The organism is Streptomyces sp. NPDC057287, from assembly GCF_042667905.1.
In the GTDB taxonomy this organism is placed as follows: Bacteria; Actinomycetota; Actinomycetes; order Streptomycetales; family Streptomycetaceae; genus Streptomyces.
Map to the genome: position 1 here is coordinate 272,613 of NZ_JBHUYV010000002.1, position 17,236 is coordinate 289,848.

A 17,236-nucleotide genomic window follows, 5' to 3' on the forward strand; every position below is an offset into this window, starting at 1 on the left:
CGCGAGCGGCGAGGGCTGACACCCGTCGTGCACGCCCCGTTGACACCCCTGATCACCCGTCACTACCGTCGCGGCAGGTTTTTCGGACATCGGACGAGATTTCGAACGTGACGAAGAGGCAACTTCCCACGTGAGGAGCCGCATCGACATGACGACCAGCAGCACCACGTATGACGGCAGTGGATACCGCCGGGGCGGCGACAGCGGCTACCGGAGCAGGTCCGGGCCATGAGGTCCGCCTTGTACGTCGTCGACAACGAACGGAACTCGACACGCCTACGCGCCCTGCGTCGTTCCGACGCACCGCGGTACGGCCATCCCTAGGGGTCCACTGCCATGCAGCACTCGTCTTCCCCCCACCAGCCGGCCCAGCCGACCCGCAGCGTCAGCCGCCGCCGGCTCCTGGAGGGCGGAGCCGCCGGTTTCGGCGCGCTCGCACTCTCCGCCCTCCCGGCCGTCGTGCCCGCCGGAGCGGCCGCACACGCCGACGCCGCCTCGGCTGCCGGCGGCCCTCCGGCCAACGGCTACCCGGAGTGGAACAACAACATCTCGATCTTCGACGTCGGCTCCGAGCCACCCCACACCACGCTCATGCCGTACGCGAACGTCGACGAAGCCCTGGCCTGCGACCGGACACGATCACCGTGGCGGCTCGACCTCGACGGGACGTGGAAGTTCGCCTATGCCGACCGTCCCGACGACCGCGACCCCGACTTCCACCGGACCGGCCTCGACGATCGCTCCTGGGACTCCATACCCGTACCGTCCTGCTGGCAGCTGCACGGCTACGACTTCCCGATCTACTCCAACATCACCTACCCCTGGGCGGGCGCCAACGGCCTGGGCGAAGAGGCGCAGCCGCCCTTCGCACCCACCCGCTACAACCCCGTAGGCCAGTACCGCCGCACTTTCACCGTCCCGCGGGGGTGGGCGGGCCGGCAGGTCTTCCTGCACTTCGAGGGGGTGAAGTCCGCACACTACGTGTGGATCAACGGCGAACCCGTCGGCTACCGCGAGGACTCCTACACCTCCGCCGAGTACGACATCACGACGCACCTCGTCCCGGGCCGCAACCAGATCGCGGTGGAGGTCTACCGCTTCTCCGACGGGGACTGGATGGAGGACCAGGACATGATCCGGCTGAGCGGGATCTTCCGCTCGGTCCACCTCTTCTCCACGCCCACCGTGCACCTGAGGGACTTCAAACTCGACACCCCGCTCAGCGACGGCTACACCGCGGCCGAGCTGTCCGTCACCGCCTCGGTGCGCGCCTACGGCGACGGCGGCACCGCGGGGAAGGGGAAGTACACCGTCGAGACCCAGCTCTACGACGCCGACGGGCACCCGGTCTGGGCCCGCCCGCTGCGGCAGTCCGCAGACCTCACCGCCGCCCCGGCAGGCAAGGACGTGACCGTGCGGGCCGGCAGGGCCGTGCCCAGGCCGGAGCTGTGGTCCGCCGAGCACCCGCACCTCTACACCGCCGTACTGAGGCTCCGTGACCCGGCGGGCAGGGTCACGGAGACGCTGTCCCACCGGGTGGGCTTCCGCGAGTTCGCGATCGTGGACGGCCTGATGCGCATCAACGGCAAGCCGGTCTCCCTGCGGGGTACGAACCGGCACGAGATGCACCCCGAGCACGGCATGTCGCTGACCCGGGCGGACATGGTCAAGGACATCGAGGTCGTCAAGCGGCTGAACCTCAACACCGTCCGCACCTCCCACTACCCGAACAACCCGCTGTGGCTGGAGCTGGCGGACGCGTACGGCCTGTACCTGGTGGACGAGACCAACCTCGAGACCCACGGCATCCGCGACACCTACCCCGGAGACCACGCCGACTGGACCGAGGCGTGCGTGGCCCGGGCCAGGAACATGGTCCACCGCGACAAGAACCATGCCTCGGCCGTCATCTGGTCGCTCGGCAACGAGGCCGGAACCGGTTCGGCCTTCGTCGCCATGCACAACTGGATCCGGTCCTACGACCCCTCGCGTGTCATCCAGTACGAGGGCGACGACCGCCCGGGGATCAGCGACATCCGTTCGGAGATGTACACCAAGCCCGCCCAGGTCGAGCAGAGGGCAAAAGACACCGCGGACACACGGCCGTTCGTCCTCATCGAGTACTCCCACGCGATGGGCAACTCGAGCGGCAACTTCAAGAAGTACTGGGACGTCATCCGCCGCTTCGACGTCCTGCAGGGCGGCTGGATCTGGGACTTCGCCGACCAGGCACTCACCTGGCCCACGCCGACCCGCAAGGTGTTCACGGAGTCCGGACCCGGCTCGGTCCGCGGGGAGATCCTTGCCCCCAGCGGCACCTTCGACCGCGACGAGGGCGTGTACGGGGGCACGGTCTTCGCACGCTCCGCAGGACTCGACATCACCGGCTCGCTGACCTTGGAGGCCTGGGTCACACAGAAGGTGACCGGCCGTCACCAGCCGATCCTCGCCAAGGGCGACACCCAGTACGCGCTGAAGCAGACGGATGCCGCCCTGGAGTTCTTCATCCACTCCGGCGGCCGGTGGACGACCGCGAGCTGGCCCCTGCCGCAGGACTGGACCGGCACCGAGCACCACATCGCCGGCGTCTACGACGCGGCGGCGGCCACGCTGACCCTGTACGTGGACGGCAGGGCCGAGGCCACCACGGCCGCGCCCCGGCGGCCCGGGAGCAACAACACGCCGCTCGCGCTCGCCACCGACGCGGACAACGGGACCCGTGAGTTCAGCGGCACCATCCGGCGGGCGAGCGTCTACGCCAGGGCCCTGACCGCGGCCGAGCTCGCCTCCCGCTCCCGGGGTCCCGGCGACGACGACGTGCGCCTCTGGTTCGACTCCGCCACCGTCGGCTTCGAGGAGATCCGGCCCTCGGAGCCGACGTTCCGCGCCTACGGCGGCGACTTCGGCGACAACCCGAACGACGGCAGCTTCAGCGCCGACGGCATCGTCACCGCGGACCGGGGGCTCACCGGCAAGGCCGCGGAGATCAAAAGGGTCCTCCAGGCGATCGATGCCGCGCCCGCCGACGGCGAGGGCGCGGGCTCCCGCCGGATCACCGTCACCAACGAGTACCTGTTCACGAACCTCCGTGAGTTCGACGCCGGCTGGGCCCTGGTCGCCGACGGCAGGAGGGTGCAGAACGGAAAGCTGACCCGCGCGCAGCTCGACATCGCCCCCCTGTCCAGCAAGGACATCACCATCCCCTTCACCCTGCCCGACGAGCCGGAGCCGGGGGCCGAGTACTTCCTCCAGCTGTCGTTCACCACCAAGCAGCCCACCCGGTGGGCCGAGGCCGGATTCGAGGTGGCCCGGCAGCAGCTGGCCGTCGACGCGGGCAGCCCGGCCGTGACGCCTCGGCCCCTGGACTCCGTACGGGCGCTGAGCTATCAGGACGGCGACGGCTCCGTGACCGTGACGGGCGAGGACTTCTCCGTCACCGTCGACAGGAGCAGCGGTGTCATCACCTCCTGGGAAGCGGGCGGCGACCAGCTGATCTCGTCGGGCCCCGCACCGAACTTCTGGCGGGCCCCCACGGACAACGATGTCGGCAACGGCCAGCCCGGCCGGAACGGCACCTGGCGCCACGCCGGCAGCGACCGGGACGTGACGGGGATCGAGGTGCGCGGGCTAGGCGACCGAGCCGTCGAGATCGCCGTCAGCGGCACCCTTCCCACCGCGGAGGAGTCCGCCTACACGACGACGTACACGGTCTTCGGCAACGGCGAGATCAAGGTCGACCACACCCTGCATCCGGGCGCCGCCGACCTGCCCTACATCCCGGAGGTCGGCACACTGCTCCTCCTGCCCGGCCGCCTGGAACACCTGCACTACTACGGCCGGGGCCCGCAGGAGAACCACTGGGACCGCAACGACGGCACCGATGTGGGACTGCACTCCGGCACCGTCTCCGGACAGTGGACCCCCTACGTGCGTCCGCAGGAGAACGGCAACAAGACGGATGTCCGCTGGGTGGCGCTGACGGACAGCAGCGGCAGGGGACTGCTCGCCTGCGGCGAACCGCTCCTCGAGGTCAACGCCTCGCACTTCACCCCGGAGGACCTGTCGGCGGGAGCCCGGCACGACTATCAGCTGACCCCTCGCACCGACGTCGTACTGCGGCTGAACCACCGGCAGATGGGCGTGGGTGGCGACGACAGCTGGGGCGCTCACACGCACGACGAGTACAAGCTCTTCGCGGACAAGGACTACTCCTACACCTACCGGCTGCGCCCGCTGACCGACCTGGACGACGCGATGGCGGCGTCGCGCCGGCCGACGGGCACGGAGTCCCCGGCATAGGGCCGGGCGGCGATCGGGGCGCCCCCTGACGCGGGGCGCCCCGATCCGGTGCCTCAGTGGTCGCGCCCGCCACCCCTGACCGTGCCGGGCGCGACCGGTTCAGGGGCTCCGCCGTCTCGCGGCGGAGCCCCTCGGGCCGCTTCCGTCCACCGGGTACGCGACGGCCGGTCCCTCCGCGGCAACCCGCCGGTCAGACCTTGTCGGCGGCGATCAGCAGGTACTGGAAACTGCCGTCCTTGTAGGCGTCCAGGAAGGCCTTCTCGATGCCGGTGGCCAGCGGGGACTCGGCGCGGAGCTCCCAGTAGGGGATGGTGGCCGCGGTGAGGTCGACGACGCTGACGGGCACGAGGCGGTTGGCGGCCATCTCCTTGAAGTAGGTGCTGCGGGGATGGATGTTGCAGATGTAGTGGGCGTTGATCTCGCTGACGGCTCGGGAAGGCAGTCCGTACGCGTCGTTGTAGCAGCCGGTGATGGTGACGTAGCGCCCCCCGTGCTTGAGGAGCCTGGCGTACTCGGGGAACAGGAGCGACAGGTCCACGTACATCGTGCTCTCGTTGTTCCAGATGCCTTGGAAGCTGTCGCTCTCGAAGCCGGTGTGGAGCATGTTCTTGAGGTGGAAGCCGACCTTGTGGTCCACACCGCGTTCCTTGGCCTGGCCGTTGGCGAAGGCGACCTGGGTCTCGGAGATCGAGACACCGTCGACGCGCGCGCCGAACCGGCTGTGGGCGACGAAGCTGCTGCCGCCGCGGCCCGATCCCGAGTCCATGAGGCGGTCCTCGGGGGTGATGTCGCCGAGGTGTGACATCAGCAGGTCGGACTGGGCGCACTCCAGACGGTGGAGCTCGGCCGTGAGGCGCTGCTCCCGGGTCTCCTCAGGGCCTTCGAGCACGGACCGGTCCGCGTCGCCGATGCCGTAGTGGTGGTGGTAGATGCCGTCGACCTCGCCCAGACGGAGGTTGACCGGGTTCTGCTCCTGGTTCCAGTAGTTGGCGACGGACTTCTGGTAGAGGCTGCGCAGGGGGTGGGCAGCGGTGTCCTGGACGGTCATGACGTTCTCCTTGGTTACGGGAATCACGGATATGGCTAGGGGGTCACTGAGCTTGCTGGTATCGGGCACTGGTGGCGTGCCACTGCTTGCTGCCGCCCATCCACGCCCACAGGCCGGCCAGGTAGCGGCGCAGCTGGGGCGAGCCTGCTGTTGCCAGGACGGCGCAGTCGGCCTCGACGGTGTGCATGAGTTCGTCGTGGATGGCAGCCGTCCGGTCGACGGCTTCCTGGAGAGAACAGTTCTCCTCGGCGGCGATGAGGTTGGGCAGGTTGGTGTCTCCCGGGTCCTCCTTGGCCATCGAATAGATGTCGTTGAGCAGGACGTTGGCCATGCCCGCGTAGAGGTAGGTGCGGCGCACCGTGGGGTCGGCGAGCTCAGGGGCGGGCACCTCGTAACCGCCGACCGGGTCGATCAGCGCCATGCACGGGTAGAAGGCGTTCTCGTAGCGGTGCACGAGGTACTCCCACACCGCCGGCCTGCGCCCGCTGTCGCGCCACTGGGCCTCCTGCCCGTATCCGACGAACATGACGGCGAGTTCGTGGCGCAGCCGGGCCACCTGGGTGGTGCTGGCGAACTCGGACAGATGGCCGAGACTGGACCGGAAGGCGCGCAGGACGGGCTGTCGCCGGACGAGGTCCTCGAACTGCGCCTGGTAGCGGGCGGGGAGACGGACGGGGTCGATCACCGCGTGAGCCATGGCGAGGCGTGCACCGAGGAGCTCCGGCTCCGTGTCCTCGCCCTCGTCGACCCAGTGGTCGTCCACCGACCATTCCGCGAGCCCGCAGCGGGCCGCGGCCAGCACGCGGTCGGGGTCGTCGCAGTCGGGGTGGGCGAGCATGAACAGGCGCCCGAACTGGTGTGAACGCAGGCGTTCGAGACGGCCGGTGAAGATGCCGGTCTCCTCGGCCCACTCGACCAGGCGGTTGTTGACCTCCTCGCCGAGTGCGGGGTCGTCCCGCACCGCGTCGGGGCAGTACAGGGCCGGGATCCGCACCGTCGTGGCCTGCCCCTCCACGGGTCGGTCCCGGCCGGTCGGCGGTGGGCCCTCCTGCTCTCCCCCTCCCCGCGCCGTCGCGGGTGGGGCGGGGGAGTCGAACGGGCGGGCCGCGGACGTACCCAGCCCGGCCGGTCCGGCCAGCAGGCGTTCGAGCAGGAGCGGTGGGGGAGGGGGCGAAGGAGCCTGGACGGCGGTTCGAGCCCCCGGGGCCGGCAGCCGGGCGGCCGGGGACCCGTGCCGTGCCCACGGGCGGGCGTCGGCACCACTGGTTGGTGTCATACGAAGAGTGCCTTTCGGCTGAAGAGTGCGCTTCGGCTGAGGACGGGAGCACGCCCGCTCGCGGCAGCGCCTTCGGGCATGCCGAAGCCGGGCCAGGGCGCGTCCGCCGTATCCGGGAGCGCCCGACCGGACGCGGACGGCGCGAGGCCGGCCGCGTCGGGGAGGGGATGTGACCAGTGGTCCGGTGCCTGTCGGCTCCGGTCAGCGCCAGCGGCCCACTTCGACGTTCTCCAGGACACCGAGAGCGTCCGGGACCAGGACGGCGGCCGAGTAGTAGGCGGTGACGAGGTAGGAGATGAGCGCCTGCTCGTCGATGCCCATGAACCGGACCGACAGGCTGGGTTCGATCTCGTCGGGGATCCCCGACTGGCGCAGGCCGATCACGCCCTGGTCGTCCTCACCCGTGCGCATGCACAGGATCGAGGTCGTACGGGCATCGCTCACGGGGATCTTTCCGCACGGATAGATCGGCACGCCGCGCCAGGAGGGAATGCGATGACCACCGACGTCCACCGGGTCCAGCGTCAGTCCCCGCTTGTTGCACTCACGGCCGAAGGCGGCGATGGCACGGGGATGGGCCAGGAAGAACTTGTTGCCACGGCGCCGGGAGAGCAGCTCGTCCATGTCGTCGGGGCTCGGCACGCCGTCGTGCGGCTGGAGGCGTTGCGCGTAGTCGCAGTTGCTCAGCAGCCCGAACTCCGGGTTGTTGACGAGCTCGTGTTCCTGGCGCTCGCGCAGCGCTTCGAGTGTGAGACGCAACTGCTGCTCGGTCTGGTTCATCGGGTCGTTGTAGAGATCGGCGACGCGGCTGTGGATCTTCAGTACCGTCTGCGCGACGGAGAGTTCGTACTCGCGGGGCGAGGGATCGTAGTCGACGAAGGTGTGCGGGATGCGCGCCTCGCCCACGTGGCCGGCCGCGAGGTCGACTGCCGCCTCGCCGTACTTGTTGGTGCGCTGCCGGGGGAGCGCCGCGAAGGTCTCCAGATGCGTGCCCAGTGACGGGGCGCGTTCCGCGAGGTTGGCCACGTCACTCCTGGGCAGCACCAGCACCGTGCACGCGGTGGTGGCACGGAAGGTGGACTCCCAGGCGCCCTCCGGCTCGGTCAGGGACTGCTCACCGAAGTAGGCTCCGTCGGCGAGGACTTCGAGAACGGTCTCTCCGCCGTACGCCCCGGTGCCGACCTTCTCGACGCGGCCGTGTGCCAGCAGGAGGACGCGGTCCCTCGCGTCCCCCGCGGAGGCCAGCACGGCCCCTGGCGCGAAGTCCACCTGCTCGCAGCGACGGGCCAGCTCGCCGAGCACCTCTTCGTCGGCGTACCCCCTCAACGCCGGGAGCTCGCCCAGTTCGGCCGGGATGACCGAGACCTGACCGCCGGTCTGTACGAAGGTCACCCGCCCGTCTCCCACGGCGTGACTGAGTCGCCGGTTCACCCGGTACGTTCCACCCCGGACGTCCACCCACGGCAGCATCCGGAGGAGCCACCGGGAGGAGGTCTCCTGCGTCTGTGGAACGGATTTCGATGTCGTCGCCAGGTTGCGTGCGGCGGATGTCGCCAGACTCTGCTGTCCGGACGCCTGTGCCTGTACGGCTTCCCGGTCGGCTTCAACGGTCATATGTGGTTCTCAGCCCTCCTGTAGGTGCGCCTGCTCACCCTCCCTCTTCGTCACATCACCTGTCATCACACGAAAGAAGGTGAATGTCTCCTTCCCGGCTGGGTAGTTGGGCCGCCGATTCGTTTCTTCGCGCACACGTTCACACCCGGCCGGCGCTGGTCCGGCCGGCTCCCGTCCGGTCACACCCGGGGTGCGCCGGGAACCGTCCCGGGGACGCCCGGAATCCGGCCCGCCCTGCGCAGCGGAAGATCGCCGAACGCCGCTTGGTTGGGGGTGAGCTCCACCGCCCGCGCGCTCTTGTACTCGTGGATCAGGATGGAGCGGTGGCGGTCCGTCGTGTTCCTGCTGGCACGGTGCGCGGTGAGGCAGTGCAGGAACAACACCGACCCGGGGCGGGCCCGTACCGGCACCACCTCGTCGTCCGGGGGGACCGGCTCGTGGCGGCGGTGGCTCCCCGGCCATACGAGGGTCGCGCCGGACTCGGCGTCCATGTCGTCCAGGTAGATCAGTGCCGTGACCAGCTCGGGCCGGGTGTGCCGATCGGTGTCGAGGTCGCGGTGCCAGCCCTCCTCGGCTGACAGCCTGGAAGGACGAAGCCGCGCGAACCCCATGTGGAAATTGATGTCGGGCCCCAGCAGCTCGCCGACGACGTCCAGGACCCGCTCGTCGTGGATGAGCGCGTACCAGTCGTCCCCGGCCAGCGGCGTATTGACGATCTTCCACACGGCGTACGGGTTGTAGGGGTCGAGGCGCGGCAGGGGTGTGGCGGACGCGGCATGGACGTGCAGCCGGGGATGCGCGGACGCCGGAGGGTCGATGAGGCCGGACAGCATCTTCTTCAGAACCGCCACCTCGTCCTCGGAGTAGAGGTCGGCCAGAAGGTATCCGTCACGCTCGAACGCGTCGCGGTTGTTCATCGCGGGCCTTCCTCAGGAACCGGTGCCGGCGTAGCGGTCGAGCCCGCGTCGCCACAGCAGGACAGCGGGCAGGAACAGCAAGGGGCCCGCGAGAGGCAGGGCCCAGACGAACGGGGACTCGGTCCTGCCGAGGATGTAGAGGCAGGGGAAGTAGCCGACGAAGGCGAACGGCACCACCGTGGAGAACACGGTCAGCAGCCACCTCGGATAGAAGCTCATCGGCAGTTGCGCGAAGCTGTCCAGGCGCCAGATCAGCATGCTCAGCATCGCGTCCTGGCGCAGCCAGAAGGAGAGGGCCGTGACGGCGAGGTGCATGGCCGCGAAGACCAGGGCGGAACCGATCAGGGCCGGCGGGATGAAGAGCAGGACCGGTCCGGACAGGTCCGCCCCGCTGAAGTGGAGGGCGCCGCCCAGCATGCCCGCGCCGACGACGATCTCGATCCAGACGTCCGTGTCGACCTTCGAGAACAGGATCAGCGCCAGTGGACTCGTCGGACGCACCAGGTAGTGGTCGAGCTCTCCGCTGCGCACCATGTCAGGGATGTCCAGGGTGCCGAAGAAGACGGTGTTCCACAGCGCGCGGGCGACCGTGGTGAATCCCGTCAGCGCCGCCCACTCGGCGAGCGTCCAGCCGTGGATGCCGCCCGACGCGGAGAGTGCCAGCATGAAGACGGCCGCTCCGGAGACTGCCTGGACCAGGGCTCCGACGTTGGCGAGCACGACCTCGCCGGGGTGCACCAGCTGGCTCCTGAAGTTCATCCGGGTGGCGAGCAGCGCGATTCCGGCGGACTTCCGCAGCCCGGCCAGGGTCTCAGCCACCGGCGATCACCAGCCTCCGCAGCGCGGTGCGGGTGCACAGCACACCGGCAGCGGACAGCAGGACCGCCCAGCAGGCTCCCAGGGCGATGATCCGGCTGTCGACGAAAGGATCCCGGACCAGGGTGCCGAGGGGGGTGTAGAAGCCGTGCACGAACGGCGTCCAGACCGCGGCGTCCCGCAGCTCCCGCGGGTACAGGGAGATCGGCATCATCGAGCCGCCGAGCAGGAGCAGCAACGCCTCGCGGACTTCGTTGAGGCCCTCGACGCGGCGGATGAAGAACGCCGACAGACCGATCAGGTAGCTGAAGTCGAACAGGATGACGAAGGCGATGGCGGTCGTCAGCACCAGGCGCCCCACGTAGGCGGGATCGAGTGAGAAGGGGTACAGCAGTACCCCTCCGGCGATCATCGCGGGCACACCGACCAGTGCGGTGACGCCGAGCGTGCGGCCGAGGGCGGCGGAGAACCACTGGGACTGGAATCCGGTGGGCATCAACAGCTCGGTCACGATCCGCCCGTCCCTGATCTTCGCCTCCAGCTGTCGGGCCAGCGCCAGGCCAGGCACGCAGAGCACCCAGATGGTTCCGGCCGCCGCGTACAGGGTCGTCTGGTGCAGGGTCAGCCAGCCCGCCCGCGCGGAGCCGTCGCCGCCCGCGTAGACGGCGCTCCACAGGGCCGCCTGGAGGCCGATCAGCAACAGGGCGCCGATCCCCTGCGCGAGCGCTCTGGTCCGGTAGTGGAAGGTCAGTTTCACCTGCATGGCGGCGATGGCCCGCTGGGTCTGCCAGGCCCGCCGCGCGGCAGCCATCAGGCACCCTCCAGGTAGCGGTCCTTGATGAGGGACTCCAGGCTCGGAGCCTCGATCCGTACGTCGTCGACCTGTGGGTCGGAGAACAGCTTCGCGAGGAGCTCGCCCGGCAGCTCGCCCTGGACGAAGCCGTACGTGGTGATCGTGCCGGTCCGCTCCTCGACCTGCGCCGGGCCGGGCAGCGGGGGCAGCCGGTGGTCCGGCGCGTGGTGGATCACGAGCTTGCGGCGGCCGCCACCGAGCGCGCGCAGTTCGTCGATCTTCCCGTCGTGTACCAGGCGGCCGTCGTCGATCATGACGATCCGGTCGCAGATAGCCTCCACGTCCCGCAGGTCGTGGCTGGCCATGAGGACGGTCGGCGCCGTGTCCTGGCGGAGATCGCGCAGGACACCGCAGATGGCCTCCCGCGCGAAGACGTCCAGGCCGATGGTCGGCTCGTCGAGCAGCAGCAGGCGCGGGGCGTGGAGCAACGTCCCCACCAGTTCCGCCCTGGTCCGGTTGCCGAGGGAGAGTTCGCGCACCGGGGTGTCGAGGTATCGCCCGATGCCGAGGCGGTCCACGAGGTGCTCGCGGCGGCGCCGGAAGACGGCGGGCTCGATGTCGTAGACCCGCCGGAGCAGCTCGTAGGAGTCCTTCACCGGCAGGTCCCACCAGAGGCTGGCCCGCTGCGCCGCCAGATACCCCAGCTCGGCGGAGAGCCGCCGACGGTCACCGTGCGGATCGCGACCGTCGACCGTGACGCGGCCGGCGGTCGGGGTCAGGATCCCGGCGACGAGTTTCATGGTGGTGGACTTGCCCGCTCCGTTGAGCCCGATGTAGCCGACCGCCTCGCCCTCGTCGACCCGCAGGTCGATGCCCTTCAGTGCTTCCACCTCGCCGCTGACCCTGCGGAGCAGGCGGACGAGGCGCCCGCCGGTCTCCTGGGGCCGCCGAACCCGGTAGGAGCGGTGCACCGATTCCAGGTGGACCCTCACGAGACCGCCCCCGCCCGCGCGCCGTCGGCGATGTGGTCGATCGCCGTCACTTCGGCGGGAGTCAGGGAGAAGTCGTTCACCGTGAGATTCGCAGCGAGGTGGGCGGGCGAGACCGCCTTCGCCACGGTGGGGACTCCGTGTTCGAGGTGCCAGCGCAGCAGGACCTGGTGGACGCTCCGACCGTGGCGTTCGGCGGTCGTCCGCAGCACGGGGTGTTCCAGGTCGTTCTCGCTGAAGGGGCTGTGTCCCTGGACCACGATCCCGAGTGCGGCGTGGTGCGGAGCGAGAGCGGGGTCGAAGTACCAGGGGCCGAAGGCGACCTGGTTCACCGCGGGGACGACCCCGGACCGGGCGACGAGGTCGTCCACCTGGGAGGGCCGGAAGTTGCTCACGCCGATGGCACGGACCAGACCCGCCTCCCGGGCCTCGACGAACCGTCGCCACACGGCCAGCGACCCCTCGGCGTCCAGCGGACCGTGCATCAGCCAGAGGTCCACGTACTCCACCCCGAGCAGGTCCAGGCTGCGCGAGAGCGTCTCGTGCTCACGTCCGGCGTCCTCCTCCGGGAACTTGGTGACGATCAGCAGGTCGTCCCGCTCGATGTCGGAGGCGCGGATTCCGGCTCCCACCGCCTGTTCGTTGCGGTATCCGGTGGCGGTGTCGACACATCGGTAACCGAGGTCGAGGGCCTCCCTCACAGAACGGCTCGCCGCCCGGCCCCACATCTGCCAGGTGCCCAGGCTGACCGGAGGGAGGCCGGACGGCAGGGTTCCCCCGCTCACCGGACACGGCTCCCGTCGTCGGTCGGCTCGCCGAGCAGCCCGAACGCCGCGCCGACCGCCGTGAGCAGTTCACCGTTCGCCATGTCTCCGAGCACGTCGAAATAACGCTTCGCGAAGGCGAGGTTGGAGGCGTTGACGAAGTTGGCGGTGACCGAGACGGTGCCGGTGAGGTTGCGCACCTCGTGGGCCCATCCACTGGGCGTCACCACGATGTCTCCCGCCTCCTGGACCAGCGTGACGCTCTCGCCGTCGCAGGCGCCCGGAGCGTCGGCGCAGCCCGGGGGCAGCAGACGCAACTCCTCGGCGCGGCCGGGAGGGTGGAAGCTCCATCTCTTACGCCCCGAGCAGAGCAGATTCCACGCGGAGCTCGCCATCGTGTCGACATGCAGGGGGGACCCGCTGCCGGCCCCGCCGATCATCAGCCACACCCAGTCCGGGCGCATCTCCGTGGGCAGTGCCAGCAGCCAGTTCAACCGGCGGACCTCGCGCGGGACGAGGTTCCACAGACCCGGTTCGAACTCCGACACCAGCTGGTCGCGGAGGTACAGGCCCCGTGGATGTTCGGCCCGCAGCTCGTCCAGGATCTCCCGCAACGGCACGGTCACCGCCCGCCGCTGAGCGTCCTGGGCCACCACCGGGCGGTCGTCGAACTCCCGCAGCCGTGCCTCGCCGAGCGCGGTGTACACCGGCCAGTCCCGGCCGGCCCCGCGCAGTACGGCTGGCCGGTCGCCGCACACCTGGGCGGCCGTGGCCGCGTCGTCAGCCGTTGAAGTAGTCAACGCGGCTGCCCCCCTCCGCCTGGCGGGCCCAGTCCTGCTGGTGTCCCCGTAGCGCCTGGGGCCCGAAGGCCGTCTCGATGTCGGCCCGGGCGCGCAGGCCCTGCACGAGGTTCTCCCGCTCGGACATGCAGCGCGCCCGCTTCGCCGTCACCTTCTCGCGCACGGTCCCGTCCTCGTCCGACGCCCTGAAGGGCGCCTCCGGTACGGTCACCGTGCACATCGGCGCCGCCCAGCAGGTCCGGCAGGAGCCTGCTTGCACGGCGTCACGGAACATGCCGAGCTGCTCCACCCCTGCCAGCGGGTCGACGCCGCGGTCCGTGTGGCCGACGGCGAAGTCCGGGGACTGGTATTCGTACGACGAGTAGAGCGTGCCGTCCGAGCCGAGCACCAAGTACTCGTTCCCCGGCACGAGCTGGACGCCCAGCAGGTGTCCGAGCCGGGGACCGCCGCTCCGCTCGGGCTGGTTCAGGGCGCGGTGGAAGGAGCGATGGAGGAAGCCGTGGCTGAAGGCGAAGCGGTAGCGGCCCGACCGCTCCCGCTCGTCGTACGGCAGCCGGTGGGACGCCACGAAGAGGTCCCATACCCGGCGCTGCTCGGCGAACATCTGCTGGAAGTCCGAGTACGACTCCTCACCCCCCGGCAGCAGCAGGTCGAAGTCCCAGGCCAGCGCCCTCAGCGCGGTCGGCCACTCGCTGAAGTACCGGTACAGGGCGCCCTCGTCGAGCGGTGCCGAAAGGACGCAGATGACGGCGACGCGCGAGGCGAAGTAGTCGGGCCGGTTCTCCGCGAGCCAGTCGGCCCGCTCCCGTACGCGGTCATGGGTCCCCTTGCCGCGGCGGTCGATCCGGTAGCGGTCGTGGTTGGGACCGTCGATGGAGATGTTGAGGTAGATGTCGTGCGCGACCAGGAAGTCGACGATCTCGGTCGTCAGCAGCATGCCGTTGGTGTTGACCTGGACGATGAGGTTCTCCAGCCGGGAGCCGACCTCCTTCTTGCGCTCCTCCAGGGCAAGGACGGATTCCTTCAGCTGGTCGAACGCCATCAGCGGCTCTCCGCCGAAGAAGTAGACCGCCCGTTGTGCGGGTTCCAGCCGCTCCTCCCCGGTGACGAACAGGTCGATCGCGGCCCTCACCATGTCCGACCCGGGAGAGGCTGTCTGGTGCGGGCGGGTGCCCGGGTAGGCGCCACCGTAGTAGCAGTACGTGCACCGGATGTTGCACTGCTCGGTGGGATTGAGCATGAGCACCCGGACGCGCGGCTGCTCGAGGCGCGCGTCCGGCGGCAGATCCGGGAACTGCCAGCCGGAGCCGTCGAACGGCACGATCAGAGAGGCGAGTTCGTCGATGTCGGCTTCGGAGATCGACGCTTCGGAGGCCTCCGGGCCCCCGGGCGCGCCCGTCGCGCCCTGCGGCCCTCCCCGGCCGGGCCGCTCCCAGCGGTCGGCGCGCAACAGCGCCGCCTGGCGGGAAGTGATCTCGTGGATCCGTCCGGTGGCGGGGGCGTACAGATGGTAGCGCCCCGGGTGCCGGTCGCTCTCCCACACCCTGTAGAGCCAGGTGCGACCGTGGTCCTGACGGATCGTCACCTCACCCTCTCCCTGATTCATGCCGGTGACGGAGCCCTCGTGCGTCCGGACGTCGGGCCGGTCCGTCCGCTCGATCAGGTCGATCTGCCAGGCGTGCAGGCGGTGGGTCCGCTTCTGCTCTGCCGCGTCCGTACTCATCTGTCCCTCCCTCGTCCTTGGTGGTCGTCAAGCAGCGCGCGCAGGCAGGTCATGACGAGCGCGGAGATGGTCGCGCTCGTCGCCCGGTTCTCGCGGTCGTCCTGAAGGGCCTCCACGATGTCGACCGCGACCACGCGCCGCGTACGGCATAGGTGCTCGACGGCGGCGAGCAGCTCGCGCAGGCGGTAGCCGCCCGCTTCCGGGTGCCCGGTCGCGGGGAACTCCGCGGGGTCGATCACGTCGAGGTCGATCGACAGATACGTCGGGTCGTCGTCCACGTGGTCCGCCGGCTCAGGGAAGCCGTACGCGTACGCGCAGCGCAGGCTCGGCGGCAGGGGACCGCAGGAGGCCGGCAGATAGGCCCGCACGCCGTACAGCTCGCATCCCGTGACCACGCCCGTCTGGAGCAGATGGCCGAGGAAGTCGCCGTGGGTGATGTCGGTGACACCGGGCATCGGCCGGGCACTGAAATCGCAGTGGGCGTCGAAGCACACCACGCTCACCGGTCCGTGCACGGAGGCCAGTCCTGTCGCCACGGGAGCGGAGAGGCTGTGGTCCCCTCCGACGAACAGGGGGACCGTCCCCGTTCCGGTGAGCCGTTCCGTGAGCACGGTCAGCGCTCGGTAGTACGCCGCCCGCCCCACCCGGGGATCGATCGGAACGGCCCCGAGGTCGCCGAGGTCGAACACCCGCCGGCCGGCGAGCACGGGGTCCCCGGTCAGCGGATCGATCAGCCCGCCCAGCGCTCCGTCGTCATCGACGCTCCAGTCATGCCCGGGGCTGAGCTTGCGGAAGATCTCCGGCCCGTGGCGCTGGCCGGGCACACCCGTCACCCCGGCGTCGAACGGCAGGCCCATGATCACCGCGTCGGCGGCCAGGACCCCCGACACGACGGAGTCGACGTCGGCCGCAGGCAGTCCAAGTGCGCCCGCGCCGGACCGGATCGACGCGGACGTCACGAGGCCCGCCACCCTTCGGCCCGCTCCGCCCGGCCACCGGTCAAGGTGACCAGACGCACCTTCAGCAACGCGGAGACCAGGGCGGACACGGTGACCGCGGAGGCGCCTGTCCGTTCGGCCAGTTCTCCGATGCCGACACGGCGCAGCCGGAGAAGCGCCTCGCATGCAGCGTGGTGAACGGCGGGCAGGACGAACTCCTGGTCCGCGGCGGTGAGCACCACGTGCTCACCCCTGAGTTCGAGCAGAGGGGGCAGCACGGTTGCCAGCTCGACGACCGCCTCGGCCGGCGGCCGCGCCTTCAGCACGTCCCAGGGCAGGCCCGCGGTGTCCCGGCCGCCGCTCCGGCGCCGCTCGGCGTCGAAGAAGTCCGGCAGCGTCAGGCCCTTCGCCTCGGCGACGAATGCCGTGACGAGCCGCTCGGCCTGTGCCCGCTGCTCCTCCGGGGTACCCGCCCGGGTCAGGCTCTCCCGTACGTCGACGTTGTCGAGCGCCCGGTACGCCACCCAGCGCAGCCAGTCGTAGCCGGTGCGCCGGGTGAAGGCGAAGGTCAGGTGGAGGCTGGATTCGCCGCCCCCGCGCACGGTGTGCCACCAGCCGCGGGGCACGTGGATCACATCGCCCGGTTCCAGCGTCTTCTCGAACAGCACGGACTCCGGGCAGCGGGCCGGGTCGCTGTCCCCGTACTCCGGAAGGGGGTGCTCCTCCGACGGCCCGTGCACCTGCCAGCTCTTGGTGCCGTGCACCTGGAGGACGAAGGTGTCCACCTCGTCGAAGTGGCTGGCGAAGGCCTGCGAGTCGTCGAACGTGACGAAGAGGTTGCAGGAGGCGGTCTCGCCGACCATCCGCATGACGTCGTCGGTCGCGGCACGCACAGCAGGGTGGATCCGGTCGAGCGAGTCGATGATGAGGCTGGCGCCGGCCCGCATGAGCGAGAACGTGCTGCTCAGGTCGATCACGCGATGCCCTGCCCGCGTGACTGTGTACTCGTGCTCGGGCAGCGATCTGCCCCCCGTGCACAGCTTCAGCTCCGCGGGCTCCACGCGGCCCCGGGAGAGGATCTCGTTCAGGTCGTGCCAGGAGAAGTGGTCCCGGATCAGCTCCGGGTCGAGCTGCCGGAGCACCACGTCGGTGCTGAGGTGTTTCACCACGAAGTCGGGGCCGAACGCGGCCGCCAATGCCCGGCCGAGTCCCGAGGCGGGTGCCGTCATGATCGCTGTGTCTCCCATGTCCGCCGGCGG

General features: G+C 70.1%; 13 protein-coding genes. 1 reads left to right on the top strand and 12 read right to left on the bottom strand.

All coding sequences use genetic code 11. The features are described 5' to 3' along the window. Positions 1 to 336 precede the first annotated feature (336 nt). Positions 337 to 4,299 carry a glycoside hydrolase family 2 TIM barrel-domain containing protein gene (locus ACFUNE_RS04505; RefSeq protein ID WP_383562132.1) on the top strand — a complete coding sequence of 1,321 codons (3,963 nt, stop codon included), beginning with the start codon at positions 337 to 339 and terminating at the stop codon, positions 4,297 to 4,299. A gap of 190 nt (positions 4,300 to 4,489) precedes the next feature. Here ACFUNE_RS04505 and ACFUNE_RS04510 read toward each other — a convergent pair whose 3' ends face one another. The 12 genes from ACFUNE_RS04510 to ACFUNE_RS04565 form a co-directional block, all read right to left on the bottom strand. After that, positions 4,490 to 5,347, bottom strand: coding sequence for a geranyl diphosphate 2-C-methyltransferase (locus ACFUNE_RS04510; RefSeq protein WP_383562134.1), 858 nt, complete (start codon positions 5,345 to 5,347; stop codon positions 4,490 to 4,492). 43 nt (positions 5,348 to 5,390) lie between these two features. Continuing rightward, positions 5,391 to 6,560: a family 2 encapsulin nanocompartment cargo protein terpene cyclase gene (locus tag ACFUNE_RS04515; RefSeq protein ID WP_383563022.1), complete on the bottom strand. Its 1,170-nt coding sequence runs from the start codon at positions 6,558 to 6,560 to the stop codon at positions 5,391 to 5,393. Positions 6,561 to 6,824: 264 nt separating this feature from the next. After that, positions 6,825 to 8,237 carry a family 2B encapsulin nanocompartment shell protein gene (locus tag ACFUNE_RS04520; protein WP_383562136.1) on the bottom strand — a complete coding sequence of 471 codons (1,413 nt, stop codon included), beginning with the start codon at positions 8,235 to 8,237 and terminating at the stop codon, positions 6,825 to 6,827. A gap of 179 nt (positions 8,238 to 8,416) precedes the next feature. Then, on the bottom strand, positions 8,417 to 9,154 hold the full coding sequence (locus ACFUNE_RS04525) for a phytanoyl-CoA dioxygenase family protein (RefSeq protein WP_383562138.1): 738 nt from the start codon (positions 9,152 to 9,154) through the stop codon (positions 8,417 to 8,419). A 12-nt stretch (positions 9,155 to 9,166) separates the two neighbouring features. Continuing rightward, a complete protein-coding gene (locus tag ACFUNE_RS04530) occupies positions 9,167 to 9,973 on the bottom strand; it encodes an ABC transporter permease (RefSeq protein ID WP_383562140.1) in 807 nt (268 codons plus the stop codon). Further along, positions 9,966 to 10,781 carry a hypothetical protein gene (locus ACFUNE_RS04535; protein WP_383562142.1) on the bottom strand — a complete coding sequence of 272 codons (816 nt, stop codon included), beginning with the start codon at positions 10,779 to 10,781 and terminating at the stop codon, positions 9,966 to 9,968. The genes ACFUNE_RS04530 and ACFUNE_RS04535 overlap by 8 nt, the downstream gene beginning before the upstream one ends. Then, on the bottom strand, positions 10,781 to 11,755 hold the full coding sequence (locus ACFUNE_RS04540) for an ATP-binding cassette domain-containing protein (RefSeq protein ID WP_383562144.1): 975 nt from the start codon (positions 11,753 to 11,755) through the stop codon (positions 10,781 to 10,783). Before ACFUNE_RS04540 ends, ACFUNE_RS04535 begins: the two co-directional genes overlap by 1 nt. Next, on the bottom strand, positions 11,752 to 12,537 hold the full coding sequence (locus ACFUNE_RS04545) for an aldo/keto reductase (protein ID WP_383562146.1): 786 nt from the start codon (positions 12,535 to 12,537) through the stop codon (positions 11,752 to 11,754). Before ACFUNE_RS04545 ends, ACFUNE_RS04540 begins: the two co-directional genes overlap by 4 nt. After that, positions 12,534 to 13,316, bottom strand: a complete 783-nt coding sequence (locus tag ACFUNE_RS04550) for a cupin-like domain-containing protein (protein WP_383562148.1) — start codon at positions 13,314 to 13,316, stop codon at positions 12,534 to 12,536. The genes ACFUNE_RS04545 and ACFUNE_RS04550 overlap by 4 nt, the downstream gene beginning before the upstream one ends. Then, positions 13,297 to 15,039 (bottom strand): radical SAM protein, encoded by a 1,743-nt coding sequence (locus tag ACFUNE_RS04555; RefSeq protein WP_383562150.1) that lies wholly within the window; start codon positions 15,037 to 15,039, stop codon positions 13,297 to 13,299. The genes ACFUNE_RS04550 and ACFUNE_RS04555 overlap by 20 nt, the downstream gene beginning before the upstream one ends. Next, a complete protein-coding gene (locus ACFUNE_RS04560) occupies positions 15,036 to 15,998 on the bottom strand; it encodes an arginase family protein (protein ID WP_383562152.1) in 963 nt (320 codons plus the stop codon). The genes ACFUNE_RS04555 and ACFUNE_RS04560 overlap by 4 nt, the downstream gene beginning before the upstream one ends. After that, a complete protein-coding gene (locus ACFUNE_RS04565) occupies positions 15,995 to 17,206 on the bottom strand; it encodes a JmjC domain-containing protein (protein ID WP_383562154.1) in 1,212 nt (403 codons plus the stop codon). The genes ACFUNE_RS04560 and ACFUNE_RS04565 overlap by 4 nt, the downstream gene beginning before the upstream one ends. Between the last annotated feature and the right edge of the window lie 30 nt (positions 17,207 to 17,236).

Coding starts and splice junctions, on each gene's coding strand:
- ACFUNE_RS04505 (WP_383562132.1), top strand. CDS start 337: ATGCAGCACTCGTCTTCCCCCCACCAGCCGGCCCAGCCGACCCGCAGC.
- ACFUNE_RS04510 (WP_383562134.1), bottom strand. CDS start 5,347: ATGACCGTCCAGGACACCGCTGCCCACCCCCTGCGCAGCCTCTACCAG.
- ACFUNE_RS04520 (WP_383562136.1), bottom strand. CDS start 8,237: ATGACCGTTGAAGCCGACCGGGAAGCCGTACAGGCACAGGCGTCCGGA.
- ACFUNE_RS04525 (WP_383562138.1), bottom strand. CDS start 9,154: ATGAACAACCGCGACGCGTTCGAGCGTGACGGATACCTTCTGGCCGAC.
- ACFUNE_RS04535 (WP_383562142.1), bottom strand. CDS start 10,781: ATGGCTGCCGCGCGGCGGGCCTGGCAGACCCAGCGGGCCATCGCCGCC.
- ACFUNE_RS04555 (WP_383562150.1), bottom strand. CDS start 15,039: ATGAGTACGGACGCGGCAGAGCAGAAGCGGACCCACCGCCTGCACGCC.
- ACFUNE_RS04565 (WP_383562154.1), bottom strand. CDS start 17,206: ATGACGGCACCCGCCTCGGGACTCGGCCGGGCATTGGCGGCCGCGTTC.